23 protein-coding genes are annotated in these 22844 nt (G+C 55.9%); 3 read left to right on the top strand and 20 right to left on the bottom strand.

Annotation, left to right across the window (positions count from 1 at the left end):
- Window positions 1–26: 26 nt before the first annotated feature.
- The 7 genes from CV944_RS03265 to CV944_RS03235 all read right to left on the bottom strand — a co-directional run bounded on the left by CV944_RS03265 (window position 27) and on the right by CV944_RS03235 (window position 8936).
- Window positions 27–1010 carry an alpha-ketoacid dehydrogenase subunit beta gene (locus tag CV944_RS03265; protein WP_100659113.1) on the bottom strand — a complete coding sequence of 328 codons (984 nt, stop codon included), beginning with the start codon at window positions 1008–1010 and terminating at the stop codon, window positions 27–29.
- Between the two features lie 13 nt (window positions 1011–1023).
- Window positions 1024–2019 (bottom strand): thiamine pyrophosphate-dependent dehydrogenase E1 component subunit alpha, encoded by a 996-nt coding sequence (locus tag CV944_RS03260; protein ID WP_033009435.1) that lies wholly within the window; start codon window positions 2017–2019, stop codon window positions 1024–1026.
- A gap of 67 nt (window positions 2020–2086) precedes the next feature.
- Entirely contained in the window at window positions 2087–3508 is a 1422-nt protein-coding gene (lpdA, locus tag CV944_RS03255; protein ID WP_100659112.1) for a dihydrolipoyl dehydrogenase, read from the bottom strand.
- Between the two features lie 31 nt (window positions 3509–3539).
- A complete protein-coding gene (buk, locus tag CV944_RS03250) occupies window positions 3540–4652 on the bottom strand; it encodes a butyrate kinase (RefSeq protein WP_100659111.1) in 1113 nt (370 codons plus the stop codon).
- Between the two features lie 55 nt (window positions 4653–4707).
- Window positions 4708–5811: a leucine dehydrogenase gene (locus CV944_RS03245; protein WP_033009431.1), complete on the bottom strand. Its 1104-nt coding sequence runs from the start codon at window positions 5809–5811 to the stop codon at window positions 4708–4710.
- A gap of 20 nt (window positions 5812–5831) precedes the next feature.
- A complete protein-coding gene (yqiS, locus tag CV944_RS03240; protein WP_047818681.1) occupies window positions 5832–6731 on the bottom strand; it encodes a phosphate butyryltransferase in 900 nt (299 codons plus the stop codon).
- A 141-nt stretch (window positions 6732–6872) separates the two neighbouring features.
- Entirely contained in the window at window positions 6873–8936 is a 2064-nt protein-coding gene (locus CV944_RS03235) for a sigma-54 interaction domain-containing protein (RefSeq protein WP_100659110.1), read from the bottom strand.
- A gap of 139 nt (window positions 8937–9075) precedes the next feature.
- On the opposite strand from CV944_RS03235, the gene CV944_RS03230 reads away from it, so the two are divergent.
- Window positions 9076–9324 carry a DUF2627 domain-containing protein gene (locus tag CV944_RS03230; protein WP_033009427.1) on the top strand — a complete coding sequence of 83 codons (249 nt, stop codon included), beginning with the start codon at window positions 9076–9078 and terminating at the stop codon, window positions 9322–9324.
- Between the two features lie 58 nt (window positions 9325–9382).
- On the opposite strand, the gene CV944_RS03225 is transcribed toward CV944_RS03230, so the two are convergent.
- Window positions 9383–10111 carry a glycerophosphodiester phosphodiesterase gene (locus CV944_RS03225; RefSeq protein WP_033009425.1) on the bottom strand — a complete coding sequence of 243 codons (729 nt, stop codon included), beginning with the start codon at window positions 10109–10111 and terminating at the stop codon, window positions 9383–9385.
- Between the two features lie 110 nt (window positions 10112–10221).
- Here CV944_RS03225 and CV944_RS03220 point away from each other — a divergent pair, with 110 nt between their 5' ends.
- Window positions 10222–10374 (top strand): YycC family protein, encoded by a 153-nt coding sequence (locus CV944_RS03220; RefSeq protein WP_064502501.1) that lies wholly within the window; start codon window positions 10222–10224, stop codon window positions 10372–10374.
- A gap of 128 nt (window positions 10375–10502) precedes the next feature.
- On the opposite strand, the gene spo0A is transcribed toward CV944_RS03220, so the two are convergent.
- The 6 genes from spo0A to dxs all read right to left on the bottom strand — a co-directional run bounded on the left by spo0A (window position 10503) and on the right by dxs (window position 18193).
- A complete protein-coding gene (spo0A, locus tag CV944_RS03215; RefSeq protein WP_100659109.1) occupies window positions 10503–11282 on the bottom strand; it encodes a sporulation transcription factor Spo0A in 780 nt (259 codons plus the stop codon).
- 289 nt (window positions 11283–11571) lie between these two features.
- Window positions 11572–12867: a SpoIVB peptidase gene (spoIVB, locus tag CV944_RS03210; RefSeq protein WP_082825805.1), complete on the bottom strand. Its 1296-nt coding sequence runs from the start codon at window positions 12865–12867 to the stop codon at window positions 11572–11574.
- A gap of 187 nt (window positions 12868–13054) precedes the next feature.
- Window positions 13055–14776, bottom strand: coding sequence for a DNA repair protein RecN (gene recN / locus CV944_RS03205; protein ID WP_100663816.1), 1722 nt, complete (start codon window positions 14774–14776; stop codon window positions 13055–13057).
- A gap of 141 nt (window positions 14777–14917) precedes the next feature.
- Window positions 14918–15367 carry a transcriptional regulator AhrC/ArgR gene (ahrC, locus tag CV944_RS03200; protein ID WP_033009420.1) on the bottom strand — a complete coding sequence of 150 codons (450 nt, stop codon included), beginning with the start codon at window positions 15365–15367 and terminating at the stop codon, window positions 14918–14920.
- Window positions 15368–15447: 80 nt separating this feature from the next.
- Entirely contained in the window at window positions 15448–16296 is an 849-nt protein-coding gene (locus tag CV944_RS03195) for a TlyA family RNA methyltransferase (protein ID WP_033009419.1), read from the bottom strand.
- A 4-nt stretch (window positions 16297–16300) separates the two neighbouring features.
- Window positions 16301–18193: a 1-deoxy-D-xylulose-5-phosphate synthase gene (gene dxs, locus CV944_RS03190; protein WP_033009418.1), complete on the bottom strand. Its 1893-nt coding sequence runs from the start codon at window positions 18191–18193 to the stop codon at window positions 16301–16303.
- Between the two features lie 70 nt (window positions 18194–18263).
- Here dxs and CV944_RS17255 point away from each other — a divergent pair, with 70 nt between their 5' ends.
- Complete coding sequence (locus CV944_RS17255) at window positions 18264–18419, top strand: hypothetical protein (protein ID WP_157807505.1); 156 nt, start codon at window positions 18264–18266, stop codon at window positions 18417–18419.
- Here CV944_RS17255 and CV944_RS03185 read toward each other — a convergent pair.
- The 6 genes from CV944_RS03185 to CV944_RS03160 all read right to left on the bottom strand — a co-directional run bounded on the left by CV944_RS03185 (window position 18416) and on the right by CV944_RS03160 (window position 22835).
- On the bottom strand, window positions 18416–19309 hold the full coding sequence (locus CV944_RS03185; protein WP_033009416.1) for a polyprenyl synthetase family protein: 894 nt from the start codon (window positions 19307–19309) through the stop codon (window positions 18416–18418). The two genes, CV944_RS17255 and CV944_RS03185, sit on opposite strands and share 4 nt — an antisense overlap.
- Before the next feature lie 3 nt (window positions 19310–19312).
- A complete protein-coding gene (locus CV944_RS03180; RefSeq protein WP_033009414.1) occupies window positions 19313–19543 on the bottom strand; it encodes an exodeoxyribonuclease VII small subunit in 231 nt (76 codons plus the stop codon).
- Complete coding sequence (xseA, locus tag CV944_RS03175) at window positions 19540–20886, bottom strand: exodeoxyribonuclease VII large subunit (protein ID WP_044743181.1); 1347 nt, start codon at window positions 20884–20886, stop codon at window positions 19540–19542. The genes CV944_RS03180 and xseA overlap by 4 nt, the downstream gene beginning before the upstream one ends.
- A 10-nt stretch (window positions 20887–20896) precedes the next feature.
- Entirely contained in the window at window positions 20897–21751 is an 855-nt protein-coding gene (gene folD / locus CV944_RS03170) for a bifunctional methylenetetrahydrofolate dehydrogenase/methenyltetrahydrofolate cyclohydrolase FolD (protein ID WP_033009410.1), read from the bottom strand.
- A gap of 86 nt (window positions 21752–21837) precedes the next feature.
- Window positions 21838–22230 carry a transcription antitermination factor NusB gene (nusB, locus tag CV944_RS03165; protein WP_100659108.1) on the bottom strand — a complete coding sequence of 131 codons (393 nt, stop codon included), beginning with the start codon at window positions 22228–22230 and terminating at the stop codon, window positions 21838–21840.
- A gap of 200 nt (window positions 22231–22430) precedes the next feature.
- Window positions 22431–22835 (bottom strand): Asp23/Gls24 family envelope stress response protein, encoded by a 405-nt coding sequence (locus CV944_RS03160; protein ID WP_044743180.1) that lies wholly within the window; start codon window positions 22833–22835, stop codon window positions 22431–22433.
- Window positions 22836–22844: the final 9 nt, after the last annotated feature.

Here is a 22844-nt window from a genome sequence, read left to right as displayed (position 1 = left end):
TTCTCCGCTCCTCCACTGCTCCTACATTAAAACGCCGCGAGTTCACGCATCGCTTTTTCGACTTTTTCCGGGTTGACCATAAAGAACTTCTCCATCGTCGGCGCATACGGCATGGCCGGAACGTCTGGACCGGCAAGGCGCATAATCGGCGCGTCGAGATCAAACAAACAATGCTCCGCGATAATGGCGGCGACTTCGCTCATGACACTGCCTTCTTTATTGTCTTCCGTAATGAGCAGCACTTTCCCCGTTTTGCTCGCCGCTTCGGTGATCGCTTCTTTGTCAAGCGGGTAGACGGTGCGCAAATCGAGCAGATGGACGGAAATGCCGTCTTGTGCGACGCGTTCGGCCGCCTGCAAGGCAAAATGGACGCACAGCCCGTACGTGATGACCGTGATGTCCTCTCCTTCACGCTTGACATCAGCTTTGCCGATCGGAAGCACGTAGTCGTCCTCCGGCACTTCCCCTTTAATGAGGCGGTAAGCGCGTTTATGCTCGAAAAAGAGCACCGGGTCTTCGTCGCGAATCGCCGCTTTCAGCAGCCCTTTCACATCGTACGGCGTCGACGGCATGACGATTTTCAGCCCCGGCTGGTTGGCGAAAATCGCTTCCACCGATTGAGAATGGTACAGAGCACCGTGAACACCGCCGCCGTATGGGGCGCGGATGACGATCGGGCAGTTCCAGTCGTTGTTCGAGCGGTAGCGAATGCGCGCCGCCTCCGAAATGATTTGGTTGACCGCCGGCATGATGAAGTCGGCAAACTGAATTTCCGCGATCGGGCGCAGACCGTACATCGCCGCGCCGATGCCGACGCCGACGATCGCCGATTCGGCAAGCGGCGTATCAATCACGCGCTCTTCGCCAAACTGCTCGTACAATCCTTGCGTCGCTTTGAACACTCCGCCTTTTCGGCCGACGTCTTCTCCTAACACAAACACGCGCGGGTCGCGCTCCATCTCTTCGCGAATTGCCATCGTAACCGCATCAATATAGGAAATAACAGGCATCGTCGATTCCCCCTTACTCCTCGGCATACACGTAGCGAAGCGCATGCTCCGGCTCGGCGTACGGCGCCTTCTCCGCGTAGTCGGTCGCTTCGTTCACTTCCTTCATGACGCGCGCTTGAATTTCTTCATCCCGTTCATCGGTCAAAACGCCCGTTTCTTTCAAATAGTTGGCAAATGTGATGATCGGGTCTTTGGCGCGCGCCTCGGCGAGCTCTTCTTCCGTCCGGTAGACGCGATGGTCGTCATCCGACGAGTGCGACGTCAGCCGATACGTCACCGCTTCAATCAACGTTGGCCCTTCGCCGCGGCGGGCGCGGTCGGCCGCTTCCTTGACGACGCGGTATACTTCAAGCGGATCGGTGCCGTCGACCGTATAGCCCGGCATGCCGTAACCGACAGCGCGGTCGGACACTTTTTCGCACGCGAGTTGTTTCGAAATCGGCACGGAAATGGCGTACTTGTTGTTTTCGCACATGAAGATGACCGGAAGCTTGTGAACACCGGCGAAGTTTGCCCCTTCATGGAAGTCGCCTTGGTTCGACGACCCTTCGCCAAAGGTGACAAAAGCGACAAAATCTTTCTTTTCCATTTTCGCCGCTAACGCAAAGCCGACCGCATGCGGCACTTGCGTCGTCACGGGCGAGGAGCCGGTGACGATCCGGTTTTTCTTTTGCCCGAAATGGCCAGGCATTTGCCGGCCTCCGGAGTTCGGGTCTTCCGCCTTGGCGAACGCCGCCAGCATCAATTCTCTCGCCGTCATGCCAAATGTCAACACAACCCCCATATCGCGGTAGTACGGCAGTACATAGTCCTTCGTCCGATCGAGGGCGAACGCCGCGCCGACTTGCGCCGCTTCCTGCCCTTGGCACGAGATGACGAACGGAATTTTTCCGGCGCGGTTTAACAGCCACATCCGCTCATCGAGCTTGCGGGCGAGAAGCATTGTTTCATACATTTCCAACACCGTGTCATCGCTTAATCCGAGCGCTTGATGACGGTTTTGCGCCATCACAACAACCTCCCTTAGATTTACATAGTCAACCAATGATCACGCGCCGAGCTCATGCCGCCACGAACTAAAAATGAATCGCTTTGCCATCGACCGCCAGCGCCGCTTCCGCCATGGCCTCTGACAGCGTCGGATGCGGGTGGATCGCATGGGCCACTTCCCACGGAGCCGCATCAAGCACGCGGGCGAGCCCGGCTTCGGAAATCAAATCGGTCACGTGCGGCCCGACCATATGGACGCCAAGCAGATCGTCCGTGTTCCGGTCGGCGATGAGTTTCACAAACCCTTCCGCCTCACCGAACACAAGCGCCTTGCCAATGGCTTTAAACGGAAATTTGCCGACCTTGACATCATAGCCTTTCGCTTTCGCCTCTTGTTCGGTTAAGCCAACCGCCGCCGCTTCCGGACGGGTGTAAATGCAGCGGGGCACCATCGTGTAGTCAATCGGCGCCGGGTTATGCCCGGCTAAATGTTCAATGGCGACAATCCCTTCATGGGCAGCGACATGGGCCAGCTGCAGGCCGCCGATGACATCACCGATTGCGTAAATGTGCGATTCTTTCGTTTGGCCGAACTCGTTTGTTTGAATATATCCCTTCTCCACAACAATTTCGGTGTTTTCAAGACCAATTCCTTCAATGTTCGCCTGACGCCCGACGGAAACGAGCATCTTGTCGGCCGCAAACGTTTTCCGCTCGCCTTGATGCTCCGCTTGGATCGTGACGCCGTTTCCTTTCTCGAGCGTTTCCGCGAGCACCCGCGCTCCCGTGACGATGTTGACGCCGCGGCGGCGGAGCAGTTTTTCCATTTCTTTTGAGACATCTTCATCTTCTGTCGGCAAAATGCGATCGGCATATTCCAGCACCGTCACGTCAACGCCGAAATCATTAAGCATGGACGCCCATTCCATGCCGATCACACCGCCGCCGACGATCAAGATGGACGACGGAAGCACCTCCATTTGCAGCGCCTCATCCGATGTCATCACGAATTCGCCGTCCGGCTCGAGCCCCGGCAGCGTGCGCGGGCGCGAACCGGTGGCGATGACGACGAATTTCGGGACGAGCATTTCGTTTTCGCTGCCGTCGTTCATCTCAACCGACACCGTCCCCGGCAGCGGGGAAAAGATCGACGGGCCGAGCAGGCGGCCGGTGCCGGCGTACACATCGATCTTCCCTTTTTTCATCAAATGCTGCACACCTTTATGGAGCTGGTCGACAATCGTCGCTTTGCGCGCCTGCACTTTCGCGAAATCAAGGCGCACGCCGTCGGCGATGACGCCAAACGCCTCGCCGTTTTTCGTTTGTGCGTACACTTCCGCACTGCGGAGCAGCGCTTTGGACGGAATGCAGCCGGCGTGCAGACACGTGCCGCCGAGCTTCCCTTTTTCGACAACCGCCGTTTTCAAGCCGAGCTGCGAGGCGCGAATAGCGGCCACATAGCCACCCGTGCCGCCGCCGAGAATGACGACATCGTATTCTTTTGCCATCTTGTCTTCCCCTTTCTCATCCGTTGCCGCATCAACGCCGGACTGAAACCGGCGAGGCCGCTTCACCTAAATACGTTTTTTCCTCTTCTTCGCCGCGCAGGACGCGAAGCGCCCCTTCGGCAAGCGCCTGCAGTTCGTTTTCGCCCGGATGGACGATGACATCGGCGATCCATTGCACGCGGCGAGTGATTTGTTCGACAAACGATTTGCCATACGCCAACCCGCCGGTCAAAATGATGGCGTCCACTTTGCCCGCCAATACGGCGCTTGCCGCGCCGATTTCTTTCGCCACTTGGTACGCCATCGCCTCATAGACGAGCTTGGCCTTTTCATCGCCGGCTTCGATCATGTTCTCGACTTTCACCGCATCGTTCGTGCCCAAATACCCGACAAGTCCGCCTTGACCGACGAGCATGCGCATCACTTCCTCGCGATAGTAGTCGCCCGAGAAGCATAGCGCCACCAAATCGCCGGCCGGCACCGTCCCGGCGCGCTCCGGGCTGAACGGGCCTTCGCCGTCAAGCCCGTTGTTCACGTCCACCACCCGCCCTTGCTTATGGGCGCCGACCGTGATGCCGCCGCCCATATGAGCGACGATCAAGTTCAGTTCGTCATACCGCTTGCCAAGCTGCTTGGCGACGCGGCGCGCGACCGCTTTTTGGTTTAGGGCGTGGAAAATGCTGCGCCGCTCAATGAGCGGAAAGCCGCTGATCCGGGCGATTGGCTCAAGCTCATCAACGACGACCGGGTCGACGATAAACGCCGGGATGTTTAAGGCCGAGGCGATCTCATGCGCCAAAATGCCGCCGAGATTGGAGGCGTGCTGTCCCGAATAACCGCGGCGCAAATCTTCAAGCATCGCCTCATTGACGCGGTACGTCCCGCCTTCGATCGGGCGGAGGAGCCCACCGCGGCCGCAGACGGCGTTCAACTTCGATAAATTGATCCCTTCTTCATCGAGAGCTTGCAAAATCGTTTGTTTGCGGAACTCATACTGATCCGCAATCGTTTTATATTGCCGAAGCACGTCCGCCTCATGGCGGATCGTTTTTTCGAGCAATGGCCGTTCGTTTTCAAAGACGCCGATTTTCGTTGACGTCGAACCTGGATTGATCGTTAAAATGCGGAACTTCTGCTCTTGCATCGTTGTCGTCCCTCCGTCATCCGCCGGCGGGGCGGAAGGCCGCCCCGCGCCGCTGTTAGCGGGCGCGACGGCGGCTTAAAATATGGTGACCATTTTGCAAAAATTGACTGCGCGCTTTGCGCATCGTTTCAATCCGTTCTTCTGCCATCCGGTCGGCGGCCACATACGTTGGAATGTTGTCGCGCTTGGCGATGGCAAACACTTTTTCGATGTTGTCATAAATTTGCTCGATTTTTTTCATCGCCCGTTCACGGTTGTAGCCGTACAGTTCGTCCGCGACATTGATGACGCCGCCGGCGTTGATCACATAATCCGGGGCATAGACGATGCCCATTTCATGGATGATGTCGCCATGGCGCGGCTCTTTCAGCTGGTTGTTCGCCGATCCGGCGATCACTTTCGCTTTCAGTTGCGGAATCGTTTGATCGTTGATGATGCCGCCGAGCGCGCATGGAGCAAAAATGTCGCACTCCACGCCGTAAATGTCGTTCGGGTCGACCGCTTTCGCTCCGAATTCCTCGACCGCGCGCGCCACCGCTTCCTTGTTGATGTCAGTCACGATGAGTTTCGCTCCTTCTTCGTGCAAATGGCGGCACAAATGATACGCGACATTGCCGACTCCTTGGACGGCGACGACTTTTCCTTCGAGCGAATCGCTGCCGAACGCCTCTTTTGCCGCCGCCTTCATGCCGCGGTATACGCCGTAGGCGGTCGCCGGCGATGGGTTGCCGGATGAGCCGAATTCGGGCGAAATGCCGGTGACATAGTCGGTTTCTTGATAGATGATATCCATATCGGCGACGGTCGTGCCGACGTCTTCCGCCGTGATGTAGCGGCCGTTCAGCCCTTGAATGAAGCGGCCGAACGCGCGGAACATCGCTTCGTTTTTATCTTTGCGCGGGTCGCCGATGATGACCGTTTTGCCCCCGCCCAAGTTGAGGCCGGCGGCCGCGTTTTTGTACGTCATGCCGCGGGCGAGGCGCAAGGCGTCTTCAAGCGCTTCTTCTTCCGAATTGTACATCCACATGCGCGTCCCGCCGAGCGCCGGGCCGAGCGTTGTGTCATGAATGGCAATGATCGCTTTCAAACCCGATTCTTTATCTTGGCAAAACAGCACTTGCTCATAATCGTAAGTTTCCATATATTTGAACAATTCCATCTCAGATGGCCTCCTTCTTTTCATTTCGCTGCCGAACAGATGGCGAGCGCCAACGAATACAGTTTGCTTTCCGCCGAGTCGGCGCGCGACGTCAAGACGATCGGCGCCTTCGCCCCGGCGATGACCGCGCCGACTTTGGCTTTTGCAAAGTAGACGAGCGACTTGTACAACATGTTGCCGGATTCAATGTCCGGCACGAGCAAAATATCAGCCTGTCCAGCCACTTCGCTTTCAATTCGTTTATGCTTCGCCGCCGTCATGGACACTGCATTGTCCAAGGCAAGCGGCCCGTCAAGCAGGCAATGTTCGATTTGCCCCCGCTTTTGCATCATCGCGAGCGCCGCTGCATCGACGGTTGCCGGCATGGCCGGATTGACCGTCTCCACCGCCGCCAGCGCCGCGACTTTCGGACGCTCGATGCCGATGGAACGCGCCACGCTGACGGCATTGTTCACAATTTGCACTTTTTGCTCGAGATCGGGGGCGATGTTCATGGCCGCGTCGGTCACGATGACCAGCCGTTCGAACTCCGGCACGTCAAACACCGCGACATGGGACAACACCTTTCCTGTGCGCAGCCCGTATTCTTTGTTCAAGACGGCTTTCAGCAAGGTTGCCGTCGGTACGTGCCCTTTCATTAAGGCATCTGCTTCATTCAAATGAACGGCGCGCACCGCCAGTTCGGCCGCTTGGGCGACCGAATTGGCGTGAACGATGTCGACATCGGCAAAACGCGCCCCCCCTTTTTCTTTGAGCAACCGTCCGATTCGCTCCCGGTCTCCGTACAGCACAAACCGGCCGAGGCGATGCTCGAGCGCCATCGCCACCGCTTCGATCACTTCCTCATCCTCGGCGGCGGCCACGGCCACCGTCCGACCTTGACATTGACTTGCTTCCTCGATTAATGTGTTCAACTTCATCGTCTGCACCAACCTTTTCTGCCAATCCGTCGAGGCACTTCTTTATATGCAAAAACCATGCCAATCACCAATACGTGAAAGCGCTTTATGAAATAAAGGCTGTTGAAGTTCGTTTGTGCAATCTTTTTCACTATACGCAAATTATTGCACGCTGTTTTTGTCAATGTTGTATTTTTCAAGCTTGTAGTATAAATTGCGCACCGAAATGCCGAGCGCGCGGGCCGCTGCTGTTTTATTGCCGCGATGACGCCGGAGCGCCTCTTCGAGCAATTGGGCTTCATACCGGCCAAGCATCTCGTCAAGCGGCCGGAACTCCCCTTCCGTTTCGGGGCGAACCGACGGCGCGGCCGACGGCGCGGAAAGCGGCGGCAAATGCGAAATATCGATCATCACTTCATGAAACTTCATGAAAATCATCGCCCGCCCGAGCACGTTTTCGAGCTCGCGGACATTTCCTGGCCAATCATAGGCAAGAAGCTTCACCATCGCTTCATCCGTGACACCTTCGACGTTGCGCCCGTAATCTTGGTTCAGCTTTTGGATCAAATGCCGGCAAAGCGCTGGAATGTCTTCCTTGCGGGCGCGCAGCGGCGGGATGTAAATCGGCATCCGATTGAGCCGATAGTATAAGTCTTCGCGAAAGGCTCCTTCGGCAATCGCTTTTTCAAGGTTGACGTTCGTGGCGGCGATGACGCGGACGTTGATCGGAATCGGCTTCGTCCCGCCGACGCGAACGATCTCCCGCTCCTGCAAAACGCGGAGCAGCTTCGCCTGCGTGCTGGCCGACAGCTCGCCGATTTCATCGAGGAAAATGCTGCCGTTGTTCGCCTCTTCAAACAGCCCGCGCTTGCCGCCGCGCCGCGCACCAGAAAACGCTCCTTCCTCATAGCCAAACAGTTCGCTTTCTAATAATGTTTCCGGAATCGCGGCGCAATTGACACGGATAAACTTGTTATACTTCCGGTCGCTCGCGTTGTGAATGGCGTGGGCGAACAGCTCCTTGCCTGTGCCCGATTCCCCTCGCAGCAAAATCGTCGCCGGTGTTTTCGCCGCCAGTTTCGCCTGTTCAATGGCCACTTTCATTTCTTCCGATTCGCCGATAATATCCGCAAATGAATATTTCGCTTCAAGCGTGCGGATGATTTGCCGCGCCCGGTTGAGTTCAGCCGTCAGCCGCTGGATTTCCGATACATCATGAATGACACCGACGCTTCCTTTGAGCACTCCGTCAACGATAATCGGAGCGACATTGACGATGACATCGCGGTTTTTGGGGCCGACTTTCATGCGCGCGCCGCGCACCGGACGGCGCGTTTTGAGCACTTGCATATGCATGCTTTCCCCTTCCGCGATGTCGGCGGTCGCCGGTTTGCCGATGACATCCTCTTCCGTCAAACCGGTCAGCCTTGTATACGCCGGATTGATTAAAATGCCGTTGCCGTTTTCATCAACGACAGAGATCGCTTCTTCTGATGAATGGATGATCGCCTCAAGCATCATGCGGATTTCCTTTAGGTCGGTGATTTCTTCCGCCAATGCGACGAGTTCGGTAATATCTTTGAACACCGCCAACGCCCCGAACAATTTGCCGCTGTCGTCAATAATCGGGATGCGGGTGGCGATAATTTTTTTCCCGTTGGCCAGCTCCACCTCTTGATGAAATTCCGTCTGCCTCGTTTTCAGCACGCGCGGCAAGCCGCTTGACGGCAAGACGGATAAAATATGGCGGCCGATCACCTCGTCCTTGTCCACTCCGAGAAGCTGGGCGGCGCTTTCATTCATATCGGTAATGTAAGCATATTCATCAACGACAATCATGCCATCGTGGGACGAGTGAAAGATGAGAGCGCGCCGGGCCGCCTCGCTTTTCAACTTGGCGATGAGCGCTTCCTTTTCCTCGACGAGCTCCGCCATCATTCGCGCGACGGCGCTTGGAACGATATTCGCCCCCTTGGGCGCCTGCTGGCGGATTGACTCAAGAACGTCTGCCCTCCCGGTCGTTTCAATAATCAAATCAAGCGGCTCATCCATCCATGGGCGCCAGTCGCGGCCAACCGCAATGCCCCATTTGCGCGCCAATTGCAGCCCCGGGGCGTTGTCATCAACATCAATGACGGCCACGACGTCAAACCCTGACGCTTCATGGAGCAGTTTCAGCAACGAGGTTCCCCGCGAATCCGCCCCGATGATGATCACGTTTTTCATCCTGTTCCCCCACATTTCGTCCTATGCCAAATTTTGCAGACAGTTTTATCATACCCGCTTTTTCGTTCCTTGACAAATGACGGATAACGGTTATGATAATCGGTGAAGTGATTTCTGCTGGGAAAGGGACGCGATCGCGATGGGGCGAATGATTGCGCTGTTCATTTTAGTCGTTCCGGGGCTGGCGGCGGCGCTCGGCATTAAATGGATGCGCGATGCGTTGTTTGGCATCATGCAGCCGCCGTTTGCCGCCTTATGGCTGCAATTTCTCGCCGGGCTTGTGCTGTTTGCGGCCGGGTTGGCGTTTATCGGCGGGTTTTTGCTGCACCGCGACCGAAAACGGAACAAAGTGCAGGCGCGTTTTCAACGAAAACGAAAAACGCCTTGATTCGGAATTAGAAACCATCCATTTCAAGGCAAGCCAAAAAACGCCTTAACGGTTTTCGTTAAGGCGTTTTCTCCTTCCATTCCTTCGCTTGACGCGGATAGTCGGTGAAAATCGCATCCACTTTATAGGCGAACATCGTCTTCGCCGTTTTCGGCTTGTTCACCGTAAAGGGCCGGACTGCGACGCCGCGGCGCCGCGCATCCGCGGCGAAGTCCGCCGTCACCGTTCGGTGGTACGGATGCACCCCGCCTGCGTTCATCGCCTGCACATACGTCCACGGGTCATAGAGCGGCTCCATATAAAGAAGCGCCGTTTCGATCTCCGGCGCCAACTGGCGGCAAAGACGCATGCTGTTATGGTTGAACGACGAGAAAATCGTCCGGTTCTCGAGCCCATAGCGGCGCACAACGGCGATCACCTTTTGCTCAAGCCTTTCATAAGCCACGAGGCTGTTTTTCAGCTCAATGTTGACTAAAAGCCGTGTCGGCGCCAGCCAGGCGAGCACTTCCTCGAGATGGGGAATCGGGCAATGGCCGTAACGGCCGTCCCATTTCGCTGCTGCGTTGAACTTGCGGAGTTCGCGGTATAGGATGTCTTTGACCCAGCCGCTGCCGTCCGTCGTCCGGTCGACCGTTTCGTCATGAATGACGACCGGTTCGCCGTCTTTCGTCAGCTGCACATCGAGCTCAATGCCATCCGCCCCCGCCTTCAGCGCTTCTTCAAACGCTGCCATCGTATTTTCCGGATGGGTTCCCGCCGCTCCGCGGTGGGCAAAAATATATGTCATACCGTTTCTTCCTTTCCCATATAATTCGCCATTTGGCCGACAAAGCTGGCCGAATGCGGCAGTGATCGGTTATACTAAAAGTAATGTATGAGGCACTGGAGGGGAAGATGATGCAGCCGCTGAAAATTTCCTTGGAGACGGCGCAAAAGCTGGCAAAAGCGCTCGGCGTGCCGATCGAGCAAGTGATGCACATGCCGCCGCATATTTTGATGAAAAAATTGCTCGAACTTGAGAAAAAGGAAACAGAGCATGACGAACCGTAGCGGCCCGCCCTCATCAACGGGTGGCTTGGCGTTTCGAGTAGGCGCCCGGCCGCAAAAAAGGCCGGCGCCAAAAAGCCGGTCAACCGCTTTTTCGGCCCGCCTCTTTTGCCTTCACCGCGTTCCGCCCTTTATGACGCTTTATGCTCAAGCCGCAGTTTGTCGGCCACCATGGCGATGAATTCGGAGTTGGTCGGTTTGGCTTTCGAGACGCTGACCGTATAGCCGAACAGCGATGAGATCGATTCGAGATTGCCGCGGCTCCAGGCGACTTCGATCGCATGGCGGATCGCCCGTTCGACCCGGCTTGCCGTTGTGTTGTATTTTTTGGCGATGTCCGGGTACAGCACTTTCGTGATCGAGCCGAGCAGCTCGATGTCGTGATAGACCATGGCAATGGCCTCGCGCAAATACAAATAGCCTTTAATGTGGGCTGGAACGCCGATTTCATGGATGATGCTCGTAATGCTCGCGTCCAAGTTTTTCGGCTTGTTGTTGCGCACTTGGGGCGCCGGGGCTGCTTTCCTCACAACCGGCGTCGTTTTGCCGTAAACTTGCCGAATATGGTGGACTAAGTTTTCCATGTCAAACGGCTTTAAAATGAAATAGGAAGCCCCGAGTTCAACCGCCTTTTTCGTCACGTCTTCCTGGCCGAACGCCGTCAGCATAATGACATTGGGCTGATGTTCGAAGCCGGCGCGGATTCTCTCCAAAACAGCCAGTCCGTCCAAATGCGGCATAATGATGTCCAACAGCAAAATATCCGGCCGCTTTTCCTCAAGCATCTGCAGGCAGTCCTGGCCGTTGTACGCCGTGCCGATCACTTCCATGTCCGGCTGGCTCGAAATATATTCATCAAGCAATGACACCAATTCGCGATTATCGTCGGCAATGCACACTTTAATGCTCAACTTGATCGTCCTCCCCCACATTTTTTTCCTATGTAACTTTCCGTTAACGTACATTCGACAGCAGCAGCAAAAAATCCTTTTCTTTTTCACAAATTAACGCAAAATAAAAATTATAGCAAAAGATGAGCTCTTTAGACAATATTCGTTTTTTTAACCATGTATTTGTCGAAAAATCTTTACATGTTCCATTTTAACGGATGTTTCACCAAATATCTATGCCCAATCGGCAAAATATTTGCCGTCTTTTTTGAAAAATTTTTGGGCTGCAAAAAAGCGAGCTGACTCGCGGTCAGCTCGCCTTTTTTTGACGGCCATATAGATCGATTCCTGCTTCTTGCAGCATCCATTCAATATGGACGCCGTATCCCGATGTCGGATCGTTGACAAACACATGCGTCACCGCACCGACAAGTTTGCCGTCTTGAATGATCGGGCTGCCGCTCATGCCTTGAACGATGCCGCCCGTTTTCTTGAGCAGGCGCGGATCGGTGACGCGGATGACGAGTCCTTTTGTGGCTGGAAACTTTTGTGGAACGTTGCTGACAATTTCAACATCAAATTGCTCCACCTTGTCGTTTTCGACCACTGTCAATATTTTTGCCGGTCCTTCTTTCACCTGGCTGGCCAAAGCGATCGGAATCGGTTTCGTGAATGGGCTGTCCGGCAATGGCTTTGTCAGTTTACCAAAAATGCCAAACGGACTGTTATTCGTCACCGTGCCGATCACCTCTTCGCCATCGGAGAAGCGGGCTAACTTTTCGCCTGGGTTGCCGCTCGTCCCTTTTTCAATGGAGGTGACGGTCGAGCGCATAATTTGCCCATTTTGCACCAAAATCGGCTTTTTCGTATCCATGTCGGAAATGACATGGCCGAGCGCACCGTACGTTTTCGATTTTGGGTCATAGAACGTCATCGTCCCGATGCCGGCGGCGGAATCACGGATATACAAGCCGATGCGGTACACGTCGTCATGCTTGTCTTTCAGCGGAACGAGCTTCGCTGTGACGGAGTGCTGATCGCGCAGAATGGTGAGATGAAGCGGTTTTCCGGTTTTGCCGGCTTCCTCAATGAAAGGGGAGAGATCGCTCATGTTTTCAATTTTTTGCCCGTTAATGGCGGTGATCACGTCGCCGATTTGGATGCCGGCCGCCTCCCCCGGGGACTTCTTTCCGTTTTCTGTTTCGACTAAGTGGTAGCCGACCACAAGCACCCCAACCGTATTGAGTTTGACGCCGATCGATTGCCCGCCGGGGATGACTTTCAGCGTCGGCAGCACGTTGACATCCACTTGTTTAATCGGCATTCCGGCGACCTGCAAAATCAACGTTTCTTCTCCGCGCTGTTTCGCCTTTACAGACAACGAACCGTTTTTTTGCTCAACATTGAGCGTTTCGGGAGCGTTTCGGTCATGGACGGCCGCTTGCACCGGAAGGGATGACGCCCGAAATTCGACCGTATCGCCTTCAAACAGCACAAGCTGCTTTGGAATTTGCCAATATTCTTTCATCGGTTTGGCAAAACCGATCGCCATCAGCATGCCTAGGAGAAGCACTCCTGCTATGTTTCGGGCCATTTCTTTCTTCAATGTCGTTCACTCTCCTCGCTCCCGCCTACACCATACAAAAACGGTTACAGTTTTAATTTTGCCTGAACAGGGGAAAATATAATCGCAACGCTTATAAAAAAAGCTGCCCGGATTGGATGGACTTTCATCCGGGCAGCCCATTGCCTCGCAGCGGGGGCAACGGCCCGACGGGGGGCGGACAGCAAGGCTATCGCTTCATTTTCGCCGCCAGCTCGAGCAGCTCTTTGGCATGCTGCTTCGTCAGTTCGGTCATCTCCACGCCGGAAATCATCCGTCCGATTTCCTTCACCTTCTCCTCCTCGTCGAGCTTTTTCACGGCCGTTTTGGTCCGCGTTCCGTCCGTTTCCTTCACGATCAACAGATGCGTGTCCGCCATGGCGGCGACTTGCGGCAGGTGGGAAATGCAAAGCACTTGCGACTGGCTGGCGATGCGGTAAATTTTTTCGGCGATCGCCTGGGCGACCCGGCCGCTGACGCCGGTGTCGACTTCATCAAAAATAATCGATGTCACGCCTTGGTGTTTCGAAAAAATCGTCTTCAATGCGAGCATAATGCGCGACAGCTCGCCGCCTGAAGCAGTTTTGGCAAGCGGCTTCAGCGGCTCGCCGACGTTCGTCGACAGGTAAAATTCAACAACATCGATGCCGTCTTCCGCAAATTTGACCGGCACGCCGTCGACCAACGGGGCGTCGAGCGGGCCTTCGCGTTTGGCGAAGACGATGTCAAACTGCGTTTTTTCCATGTACAAATCTTTCAATTCTTGCTGAATGCGCTCAATCAGCTGCCGGGCGTACGCCTGGCGGATGCTGGTCACCTTTTTCGCCTCGGCAAGCAATTTGCCGGTCACGTCGGCAAGCTGCCGCTCGAGGTCGTGCACATGCATGTCGCGGTTTTCAATCGTCTCGATTTCTTTGGCGATCGCTTCGGCATACTGCAAAATATCGGCGATCGTCGCTCCGTACTTCCGTTTTAATTGCTGGATTTCCGCGAGGCGGCTTTCAATGGCGTCAAGCCGCATCGGATCGTATTCAAGCTCCTCAAGTTGGTCGCGCAGCCTATACATGACTTCCTCGAGCAAATAGTAGCTGTTGGCCACCATTTCATGCGCCTCTTTAAGTTCCGCGTCCATCGCGGCGACGTCCTCGAGATGTCCCATCGCCTGGCCGACCGAATCCAAGCCGCGTCCTTCGCCGGCGAGCGCTTCGTAGCTATGCTGAATGGCTTGATAAATTTTTTGGAAATTCACAATCCGCACTTTTTCTTCCATCAGCCGCTCGTCTTCGCCAATCTCGAGCCCGGCTTGTTCGATTTCGCGCAGCTGAAACGTCAGCAAATCGAGCCGATGCGCCATTTGCTGCTCATTTTCACTCAGCTTTTTCAACTTTTTTACCAACGCTTCACGCTCTTCATACAGAGCGCGATAACGCGCCAGCGCCGCCGCCGTTTCCGCGCCGCCAAACTCATCGAGAAGCGGCAGATGGCGGGATGGATCCATCAGCTCTTGATGCTCATGCTGACCGTGAATATCGACGAGCGTCGAACCGATGTCGCGCAGCACGGCGGTGGTGACGAGCTTGCCGTTGATGCGGCAGATGCTTTTGCCGCTCGCCAAAATGTCGCGGCGGAGCACCACCATCCCATCGCTGACATCAACGCCAATGTCCGCACATTTTTGGCAGCATGGATGGCGGTCGTCATCAAGCAAAAACAGCCCTTCGATTTCGGCCTTCTCTGCGCCGAAACGGACGAACTCAGACGAACCGCGCCCGCCGATGAGCAAATGAATGGCGTCGATGATGATCGACTTGCCGGCCCCTGTTTCGCCCGTCAACACCGTCAGCCCTTTATCAAACGACAACGAGAGCGATTCGATAATCGCGAAATTTTTAATCGACAGTTCAGCGAGCATTCCATCCTCCCCTTGAACGCTGGAATGGCGCCTGCCTTGTCCAGGCTGCCTTAATGATAAAACACGTGTTCACATTCCAACAAAGGACCGTCCCCGTTTGTTCCTCTCTCTGACGCAGAGGAAAGTCGGGCCGGTCCTCGGTTAAAGCATGGACAGCAGCTGGTTCGACACTTTTTTGGCGTCTTTTGGCGTCCGGCAGATGATTAAACACGTATCGTCGCCGCAAATCGTACCGACGATTTCGTCCCAGTCCAAGTTATCGAGCAGAACGCCGATGGCGTGGGCGTTGCCCGGCAGCGTCCGCAGCACGAGCAAGTTTCCGGTTCCGTCAAGCTTAATGAACACGTCAACGAGCGCCCGCTTCAGTTTTTGCCGCGGGTTGAAGCGCTGATCGGACGGAAGGCTGTACTTATAGCGGCCGTTGGCCATCGGCACTTTGACAAGCTGCATCTCCTTAATGTCGCGCGAGACGGTCGCCTGTGTGACGTTGAAGCCGGCTTCCCTCAGCCGGTCGACCAGCTCGTCTTGCGTCTCGATGTCGTTGTTCATGATAATCTCGCGAATTTTAATATGCCTTTGCCCTTTGTTCAAATCGCGCCACCTCCTCGTTCCCTAAGATGCGCAGTCGCGGCCCCGTCCGGCTGGGGGCGGGACTTCTTTCCGACGGTTGCTTAGGCGCCGTTTTCTTCCCCCTCTTTAAGGCTGAGGCGGGCGTGCGCTTCGCTGACGACGTCTGCAATCGGCTTGGCGAGCCGGTTTTCGCCTTCCCGCTCTTCGCCGGAATAGACGGCATGAAGCAAAAACTCGATATTGCCGTCGCCGCCGGTGATCGGCGAGTACGACAAATGAAGAACATCGAACCGTTCCGCGCAGGCAAACTGAACGATCGACTCCAGCACGTCGCGATGAACGGCCGGATCGCGGACGATTCCTTTTTTGCCAACCTTTTCTTTCCCTGCTTCAAACTGCGGTTTGACAAGCGCAATAACATCGCCGCCTGGAACGATGACCGTCTTGACGACCGGCAAAATGAGCCGAAGTGAAATAAACGACACATCGATGACCGCCACTTCCGGCAGCCCTTTTGTAAACAAATCCGGCGTCGCGTAGCGGAAGTTCGTCCGCTCCATGACGACGACGCGCTCATCTTGACGCAGCTTCCAGGCGAGCTGGTTGTAGCCGACATCGACCGCATAGGACAGTTTCGCCCCATGCTGCAAGGCGCAATCGGTGAAGCCGCCGGTCGAGGCGCCGATATCGAGGACAATTTTTCCTTTAACGCTGATCTGAAATTCGCGCAACGCTTTTTCGAGCTTCAAGCCGCCGCGGCTGACGTACGGGAGCGGGTTGCCTTTCACTTCAAGCGGGATATCCGTTGGCACTTTCTCTCCGGGCTTGTCGAGCCGGATGTCGTTCGAGTAGACGAGGCCGGCCATGATCGCCCGCTTCGCTTTTTCACGCGTTTCCGCCAGCCCGCGTTCAACAAGCAGCACATCGAGCCGTTCTTTTTTCCCTTTCATCGTCTCAAGCCCTTTTCTGTTTTCTTGGCGCCATCGTTTTAATGCGGTCAACGATATGCGCGGCTGTCAGCCCAATTTCGCGCAGCAGCTCGCTGACGCTTCCGTGCTCAATAAACCGGTCAGGGATGCCCATCCGCTCGATCACCGCCTGATGGTAGCCGCGGTCATGGGCAAATTCAAGCACGGCGCTGCCAAAGCCGCCCTGCAGCACAGCTTCCTCGATCGTCAAAATCGGCAGGCGGCTTTCGAGCAGTTCAAGCAGCACCGCTTCGTCCATCGGCTTAATAAAGCGGGCGTTGACGACTTTGACCGAGACGCCTTCTTTCGCCAATTGGTCGGCAGCCTCAAGGGCCATGGAGATCGTTGTCCCAAACGTCAAGATCGCCGCATCGCGGCCATCGCGCAGCACTTCCCACGTGCCGATCGGAATCTCTTTCAGCTCCTCGTCAAGCGGAACGCCCAGGCCGTTTCCGCGCGGGAAACGCATGGCAATCGGCCCGTCATCGTAGCGGATAGCCGTATACACCATGTGCTGGCCTTCATTTTCATCTTTTGGCATCATCAGCACCAAGTTCGGCACATGGCGCAAAAAGGCGATGTCAAACACCCCCTGGTGCGTTTCGCCGTCGGCGCCGACAAGCCCGGCGCGGTCAATGGCGAAAAAGACGTTTAAGTTTTGCCGGCATACGTCATGGACGACTTGGTCGTACGCGCGCTGCAAAAACGTCGAATAAATGGCCAAAAACGGTTTCATCCCTTGCGTCGCCAGCCCGGCCGCCAGCGTCGTCGCATGCTGTTCGGCAATGCCGACATCAAACATCCGATCCGGAAATTCGCTTGCAAACCCTTCCAGCTTCGATCCGACCGGCATCGCCGGCGTAATGGCCACGATGCGCGGATCCGTGCGCGCGAGCCGGCGCACCGTTTCGCTGACAAGCGCGCTCCACGACGGCCCGGCTTCCTTCGTTTTCACAAACGCACCAGTTTCAATTTTGTACGGGCCGGTGCCGTGCCACGTTCCCACTTTGTCGTTTTCCGCCGGACTGTAGCCTTTCCCTTTTTTCGTGATCACATGCACGAGCACCGGACCTTTCATTTTCTTCGCATAACGCAAATTTTCAAACAGATCATCAAAATCATGACCGTCCACCGGTCCTAAATACGTAAACCCGAGCTCTTCGAAAAACACGCCGGAAACGAGCAAGTATTTTAAACTGTCTTTCAAACGTTCGGCCGTGGCCGCCAGCTTGCCGCCGACCGCCGGGATGCGCTTGAGCAACAATTCAAGCTCATCTTTCACCCACTGATATTTGCCGGCTGTTCGCAACCGTCCGAGGATGTTGTGCAGCGCCCCGACGTTCGGGGCGATCGACATTTCGTTGTCATTTAAAATGACAATCATATCCGTTTTTTCATGGCCGATATGGTTGAGCGCCTCGAGCGCCATGCCGCCGGTGAGCGCCCCGTCGCCGATGATCGGCACGATGTATTCATCCGTCCCTTTTAAATCGCGGGCGATCGCCATGCCCATCGCTGCCGACAGCGACGTTGAGCTATGGCCCGTTTCCCACACGTCATGCTCGCTTTCGCTCCGCTTCGGGAAGCCGGACAACCCCTTGTACTGGCGGAGCGTGTCGAACTCAGCGGCGCGCCCCGTCAAAATTTTATGCACATACGCTTGATGCCCGACATCCCAAATGAGTTTGTCTTTCGGGCTGTCAAACTCCCGGTGCAGGGCGATCGTCAGCTCGACGACCCCTAAATTTGGGCCGATGTGTCCTCCTGTTTTGGACAGCTTTTCAATTAAAAACCGCCGAATCTCGGCGCTTAACTGTTTCAGTTCCGGAATGGACATCGTTTTTAACACGCGCGGATGTTCAATTTTCGTCAAATCCAAATGAGATCACTCGCTTTCATTCGGTCATTCTCCGAGCCGATTCCCTAGAATACAGGTAGTATTATTATACATGATTCGCCACGAAAAATCGACTTTTGCCGCCAACGCCGGCCTTGGCGCCACTGTATGGCCGCGGCGCGAAGATGAAAGACCCATCATGGGGAGGAAGCAAAAAAGCAACACAGCCGCCCTTGCTCCGAAGCAAGGGCGGCCGTTCCGCTTTTAATGGTCGCGGGCGGCGACCAGTTCGCAAATATAGGCGAGCGCGGCGCCGTCAACGTCGGCGTGCCGTAAATGGCGCTGCGCCGCCTCGATATGGAACGCCAACTTTTCCTTCGCGCCGGCAAGCGACAGCAGCGCTGGATACGTCGCTTTGTTGTTGCTTTGGTCGCTGCCGACCGGCTTGCCGATTTTTTCTTCTGCCCCTTCAATATCGAGAATATCATCGCGAATTTGAAAGGCAAGGCCTAGATGGGCGGCGAATTCGTCAAGCTCCCGCGTTTGCCGGGCATCAGCGCCGCCGATCAAGGCGCCGGCGTGCACGCTGTATTGCAGCATTTTCCCGGTTTTATGCCGATGGATGTATTCGAGCTCCGAAAGCGTCAGCGTTTTCCCCTCTCCTTCCATATCGGCTGCCTGACCGGCGACCATCCCTTCCGGACCGGCCGCTTTCGCCAGCCGTTCGATGAGCCGAAGCCGGACGGAAGGAGGGATGCGCTCATCGTCGATTTCGGCGATCAATTGAAACGCGTACGTCAACAACCCGTCCCCCGCCAAGATGGCCATCGCCTCGCCGAACACTTTATGGTTCGTCGGCTTGCCGCGCCGCAAATCATCGTTGTCCATGCTCGGCAAATCATCATGGATCAAAGAGTACGTATGGATCATTTCAATCGCGCAGGCGACGGGCAATCCGACCGCCGGGTCTTTGCCGAGCGCCCGAACGGTGGACAGAAGCAGCAACGGACGGATTCGTTTGCCGCCGGCCTCCAACGAGTACGCCATCGCCTTTTTCAGCTTCTCCGGCCCTTCTAAGCGCTCTATATAACAGGAGAGCGCTGTTTCCACCGCCTGTTTTTGCTCGTTGAGAAACTGTTCAACTGAAAGCTGCGCCACCGCTTACTCCTCCTCCGGCGAAAAAGGCACGAGCTGACCGTCTTCGCGCAACATATACTCGAGCTGTTTTTCGACGTGCTGCAGTTTATCATGGCAAAGTTTCGACAGCTTCATGCCTTCTTGAAAAAAGACGATCGCCTCTTCAAGCGGCACATTTCCTTCCTCGAGCCGTTCGACGATTTCCTCAAGCTTTTTCATCGCTTCTTCAAACGTCAGCTCTTTTTCTTCGCTCATATTGTTTTCTCCTCCACTCCCGTCACTTGACAATCGACTTGTCCGTCTTGAATCCGGATGGACAGGCGCTCGCCGACCTGAAGCTGGCCGATTCGTTTGACAAGCTCGCGCCGCTCATTGTACACCAAACTGTAGCCGCGCTCCATGATGCGGAGCGGACTGAGCGCCTCAAGCCGCGCGACATGGGAACGAAAGCGGAGCGCATGGCGCTCTAAGGCGGTGCGCATCGCTTTTTCAAGCGCGCCGGCAGCCGCTTTTTGCCGCTCCTTCATCCGCTCAAGCTCGGCCGCCGGGTGATGGCGCCACAGCCGCAGGCGCAGCTCACGCCATTGTTGGCGCTTCTTGTCGAGCAACCGTTCGCGCTGGCGGGCGAGCCGGTCGAGCAACACGTCAAGCTGCTGCTCTTTTTGTTCGTACAGCCGCCTTGGATAGCGGAAAGCGTACGATGCTTGAAGCCGCCGCAACCGTTCCTGGCTGGCAGCGAGCTGTTCTTTCATGGCGCGGATCATCCGCCATTTCCGCTCGGCGAGCCGCTCAGCCAGCTCCCCGACGTGCGGCGCAGCCAGTTCTGCTGCCGCCGTCGGTGTCGGCGCCCGCAAATCGGCGACAAAATCGGCGATCGTAAAATCGGTCTCATGGCCGACGGCGGAAATGACCGGCACGCGCGAAGCAAAGATGGCGCGGGCGACGATTTCTTCGTTAAACGCCCACAATTCTTCAATCGAACCGCCGCCGCGGCCGACAATGAGCACGTCAACCCCGCCGAACTCATTTGCCCGCTCGATGGCGCGCACGATTGACAGCGCCGCCCCGTCGCCTTGGACGAGCGCCGGAAACAAAATGATTTTCGCAAGCGGATAGCGGCGGCGGATCGTCGTCATAATGTCGCGCACCGCCGCTCCGGTCGGCGATGTAACAACGCCGATGCAGCGCGGAAACGCCGGAAGCGGCTTTTTATGGACGGGAGAAAACAGCCCCTCCGCCTCGAGCCGCTGCTTCAGCTGCTCATACGCCAAATACAGGCGGCCGATGCCTTCCGGCTGCATTTCTTTTACATATAGCTGGTAGTTCCCATTCGGCTCATAGACGGAAATTTCCCCACGCACAAGCACGTTCATCCCATCTTCGGGACGGAACGGCAAATGTTGATTGTAGCCGGCAAACATGACCGCGGCAATGCGCGCCTGGCTGTCTTTTAAGGTAAAATACATATGGCCGCGCGAATGCTGCTTAAAGTTGGAAATTTCACCTTTCACCCATAAATCGCGCAAATGCGGGTCGACGTCAAATTTGCGCTTAATGTATTTCGTCAGCGCCCCGACGGTGACGTATTTCACTTCCATCGAAACCGCCTCACTTCACGGCGAGCTGCCGGGCCGCTTCGATCGTGTTGTGCAACAGCATCGTAATCGTCATCGGACCGACCCCTTTTGGCACCGGCGTGATATAGCCCGCCACTTCTTTGACGGCGTCAAAATCAACATCGCCGCACAGTTTGCCGCTCTCCAAACGGTTGACGCCGACATCAATGACGACAGCTCCCGGTTTGACGTGGTCCGGACCGATGAGACGCGCCTTGCCAACCGCGACGATCAAAATGTCAGCCTGCCGCGTGACGGCCGGCAAATCAGGCGTTTTCGAATGGGCGTAGGTGACGGTCGCATGCTCGCGCAAAAACAGCTGGCCGACCGGTTTGCCGACGATGTTGCTCCGGCCGACGACGACGACATGCTTCCCGGCAATGTCGATGCCGGCAGATTTGACCATCACGAGAACGCCATGCGGAGTGCACGGAAGAAACGCCGGCTGGCCGATCATCATTTTCCCGACGTTGATCGGGTGGAAGCCATCGACATCTTTTTCCGGGGCGATCGTTTCAATGACCGACCATTCGCGGATATGCTCCGGCAACGGCAGCTGCACTAAAATGCCGTGCACCGCCGGATCGCCGTTCAGTTCGCGGATTTTCGCCAACAGCTCCTCTTCGCTGATGGACGCCGGAAATGTGTAAAGAAATGAACGAATGCCCACTTCAGCGCACGCTTTTTGCTTCCCTTTCACATACGAATGCGACGCCGGATCGTCGCCGACAAGAATGACGGCCAGCCCCGGCTCAACGCCGCTTTCCTTCAACTTCGCTGTTTCTTCCGCCAACCCGGCGCGAATCGTTGCGGCCAGTTCTGCTCCGCTGATGATTTGTGCTGTCATCGTATCTCGTTCCCCTCTCCTTGTTCGTCCATCCATATCGGTTTGCCTGACTTGACGCCGAAAGCTTGCGCAGCCGGCGGCCTGTCCTATTTTTGCAGCGCCGCCTTCACTTTCGAAAGCACGCCGTTGACAAAACTCCCGGATTTCCAATCGCCGAATTTTTTCGCCAGCTCGACCGCTTCATCGAGGCTGACGCTCACCGGCACATCGTCGGCATACTTCATCTCATACGTCGCCATGCGCAAGATGGTGCGGTCCACATTGGCCACCCGCTCAAGCGTCCACTTTTCCAAATTGGCGCGCAACAGCTCGTCAATTTCCTCCTGGTGCTCGACGACGCCTAGTACAAGCTGGCGCAAAAATGGATCCGCTTCGCTGCTTCCTGCCACATTGGCCAGCGCCTCCTCCGGCGGAATGTGCCCGACGTCGATTTGAAACAGCGCCTGCAGCGCTTTTTCCCGCGCTTCATGCCGCTTCATTGCCTTCCCCCTCTCTAAATACGAACATTTATATTAAAATCTTATCATATTTTTCGGAAAAAGCCAGCCCCTTCCCGTCGCCCGTCTTGCTGCCGATTTTACACCGCCGGCTCCGCTGATGGCCTCGTTCATTACAATAACAGACTTTGACGAAAAAAACAAAAGGCGGCTGCTCCGAAAGCAGCTGCCTTCTGTTTTTGTCACCGTTGTTCGACGGCGTCGTGCTCCTGTTTTCCGCTTTCAAACTGAATGCCGACGATGTGCACGTTTACTTCGCTCGTTTCCAAGCCGGTCATGTTCCAAAGCGCCTGGCGCACGTTTTCCTGCACCTTTTTCGCCACGTTCGGGATCGACGCGCCGAACTGGACGAAGCAATAAAGGTCAATGACAACCCCGTCATCGCGCAAATCGACTTTGACGCCTTTGCCGTGATGCTTTTTGCCGAACCGCTCGGCAACGCCGGCGGCGAAATTGCCGCGCATTTGCGCGATGCCGTCGACTTCTGACGCCGCGATGCCAGCGATCACCTCAATCACTTCCGGTGCAATTTCCACCTTGCCGAGCGCCGGGTACACTTGCTCTGTTTCAAAGACATGCTCAGACATAAGGCACCT

This window comes from Geobacillus sp. WSUCF-018B, assembly GCF_002809985.1.
Lineage (GTDB): Bacteria > Bacillota > Bacilli > Bacillales > Anoxybacillaceae > Geobacillus > Geobacillus thermophilus.
The sequence above is the reverse complement of the archived record's forward strand: the minus strand, read 5'-3'. Positions and strand labels throughout refer to the sequence as shown.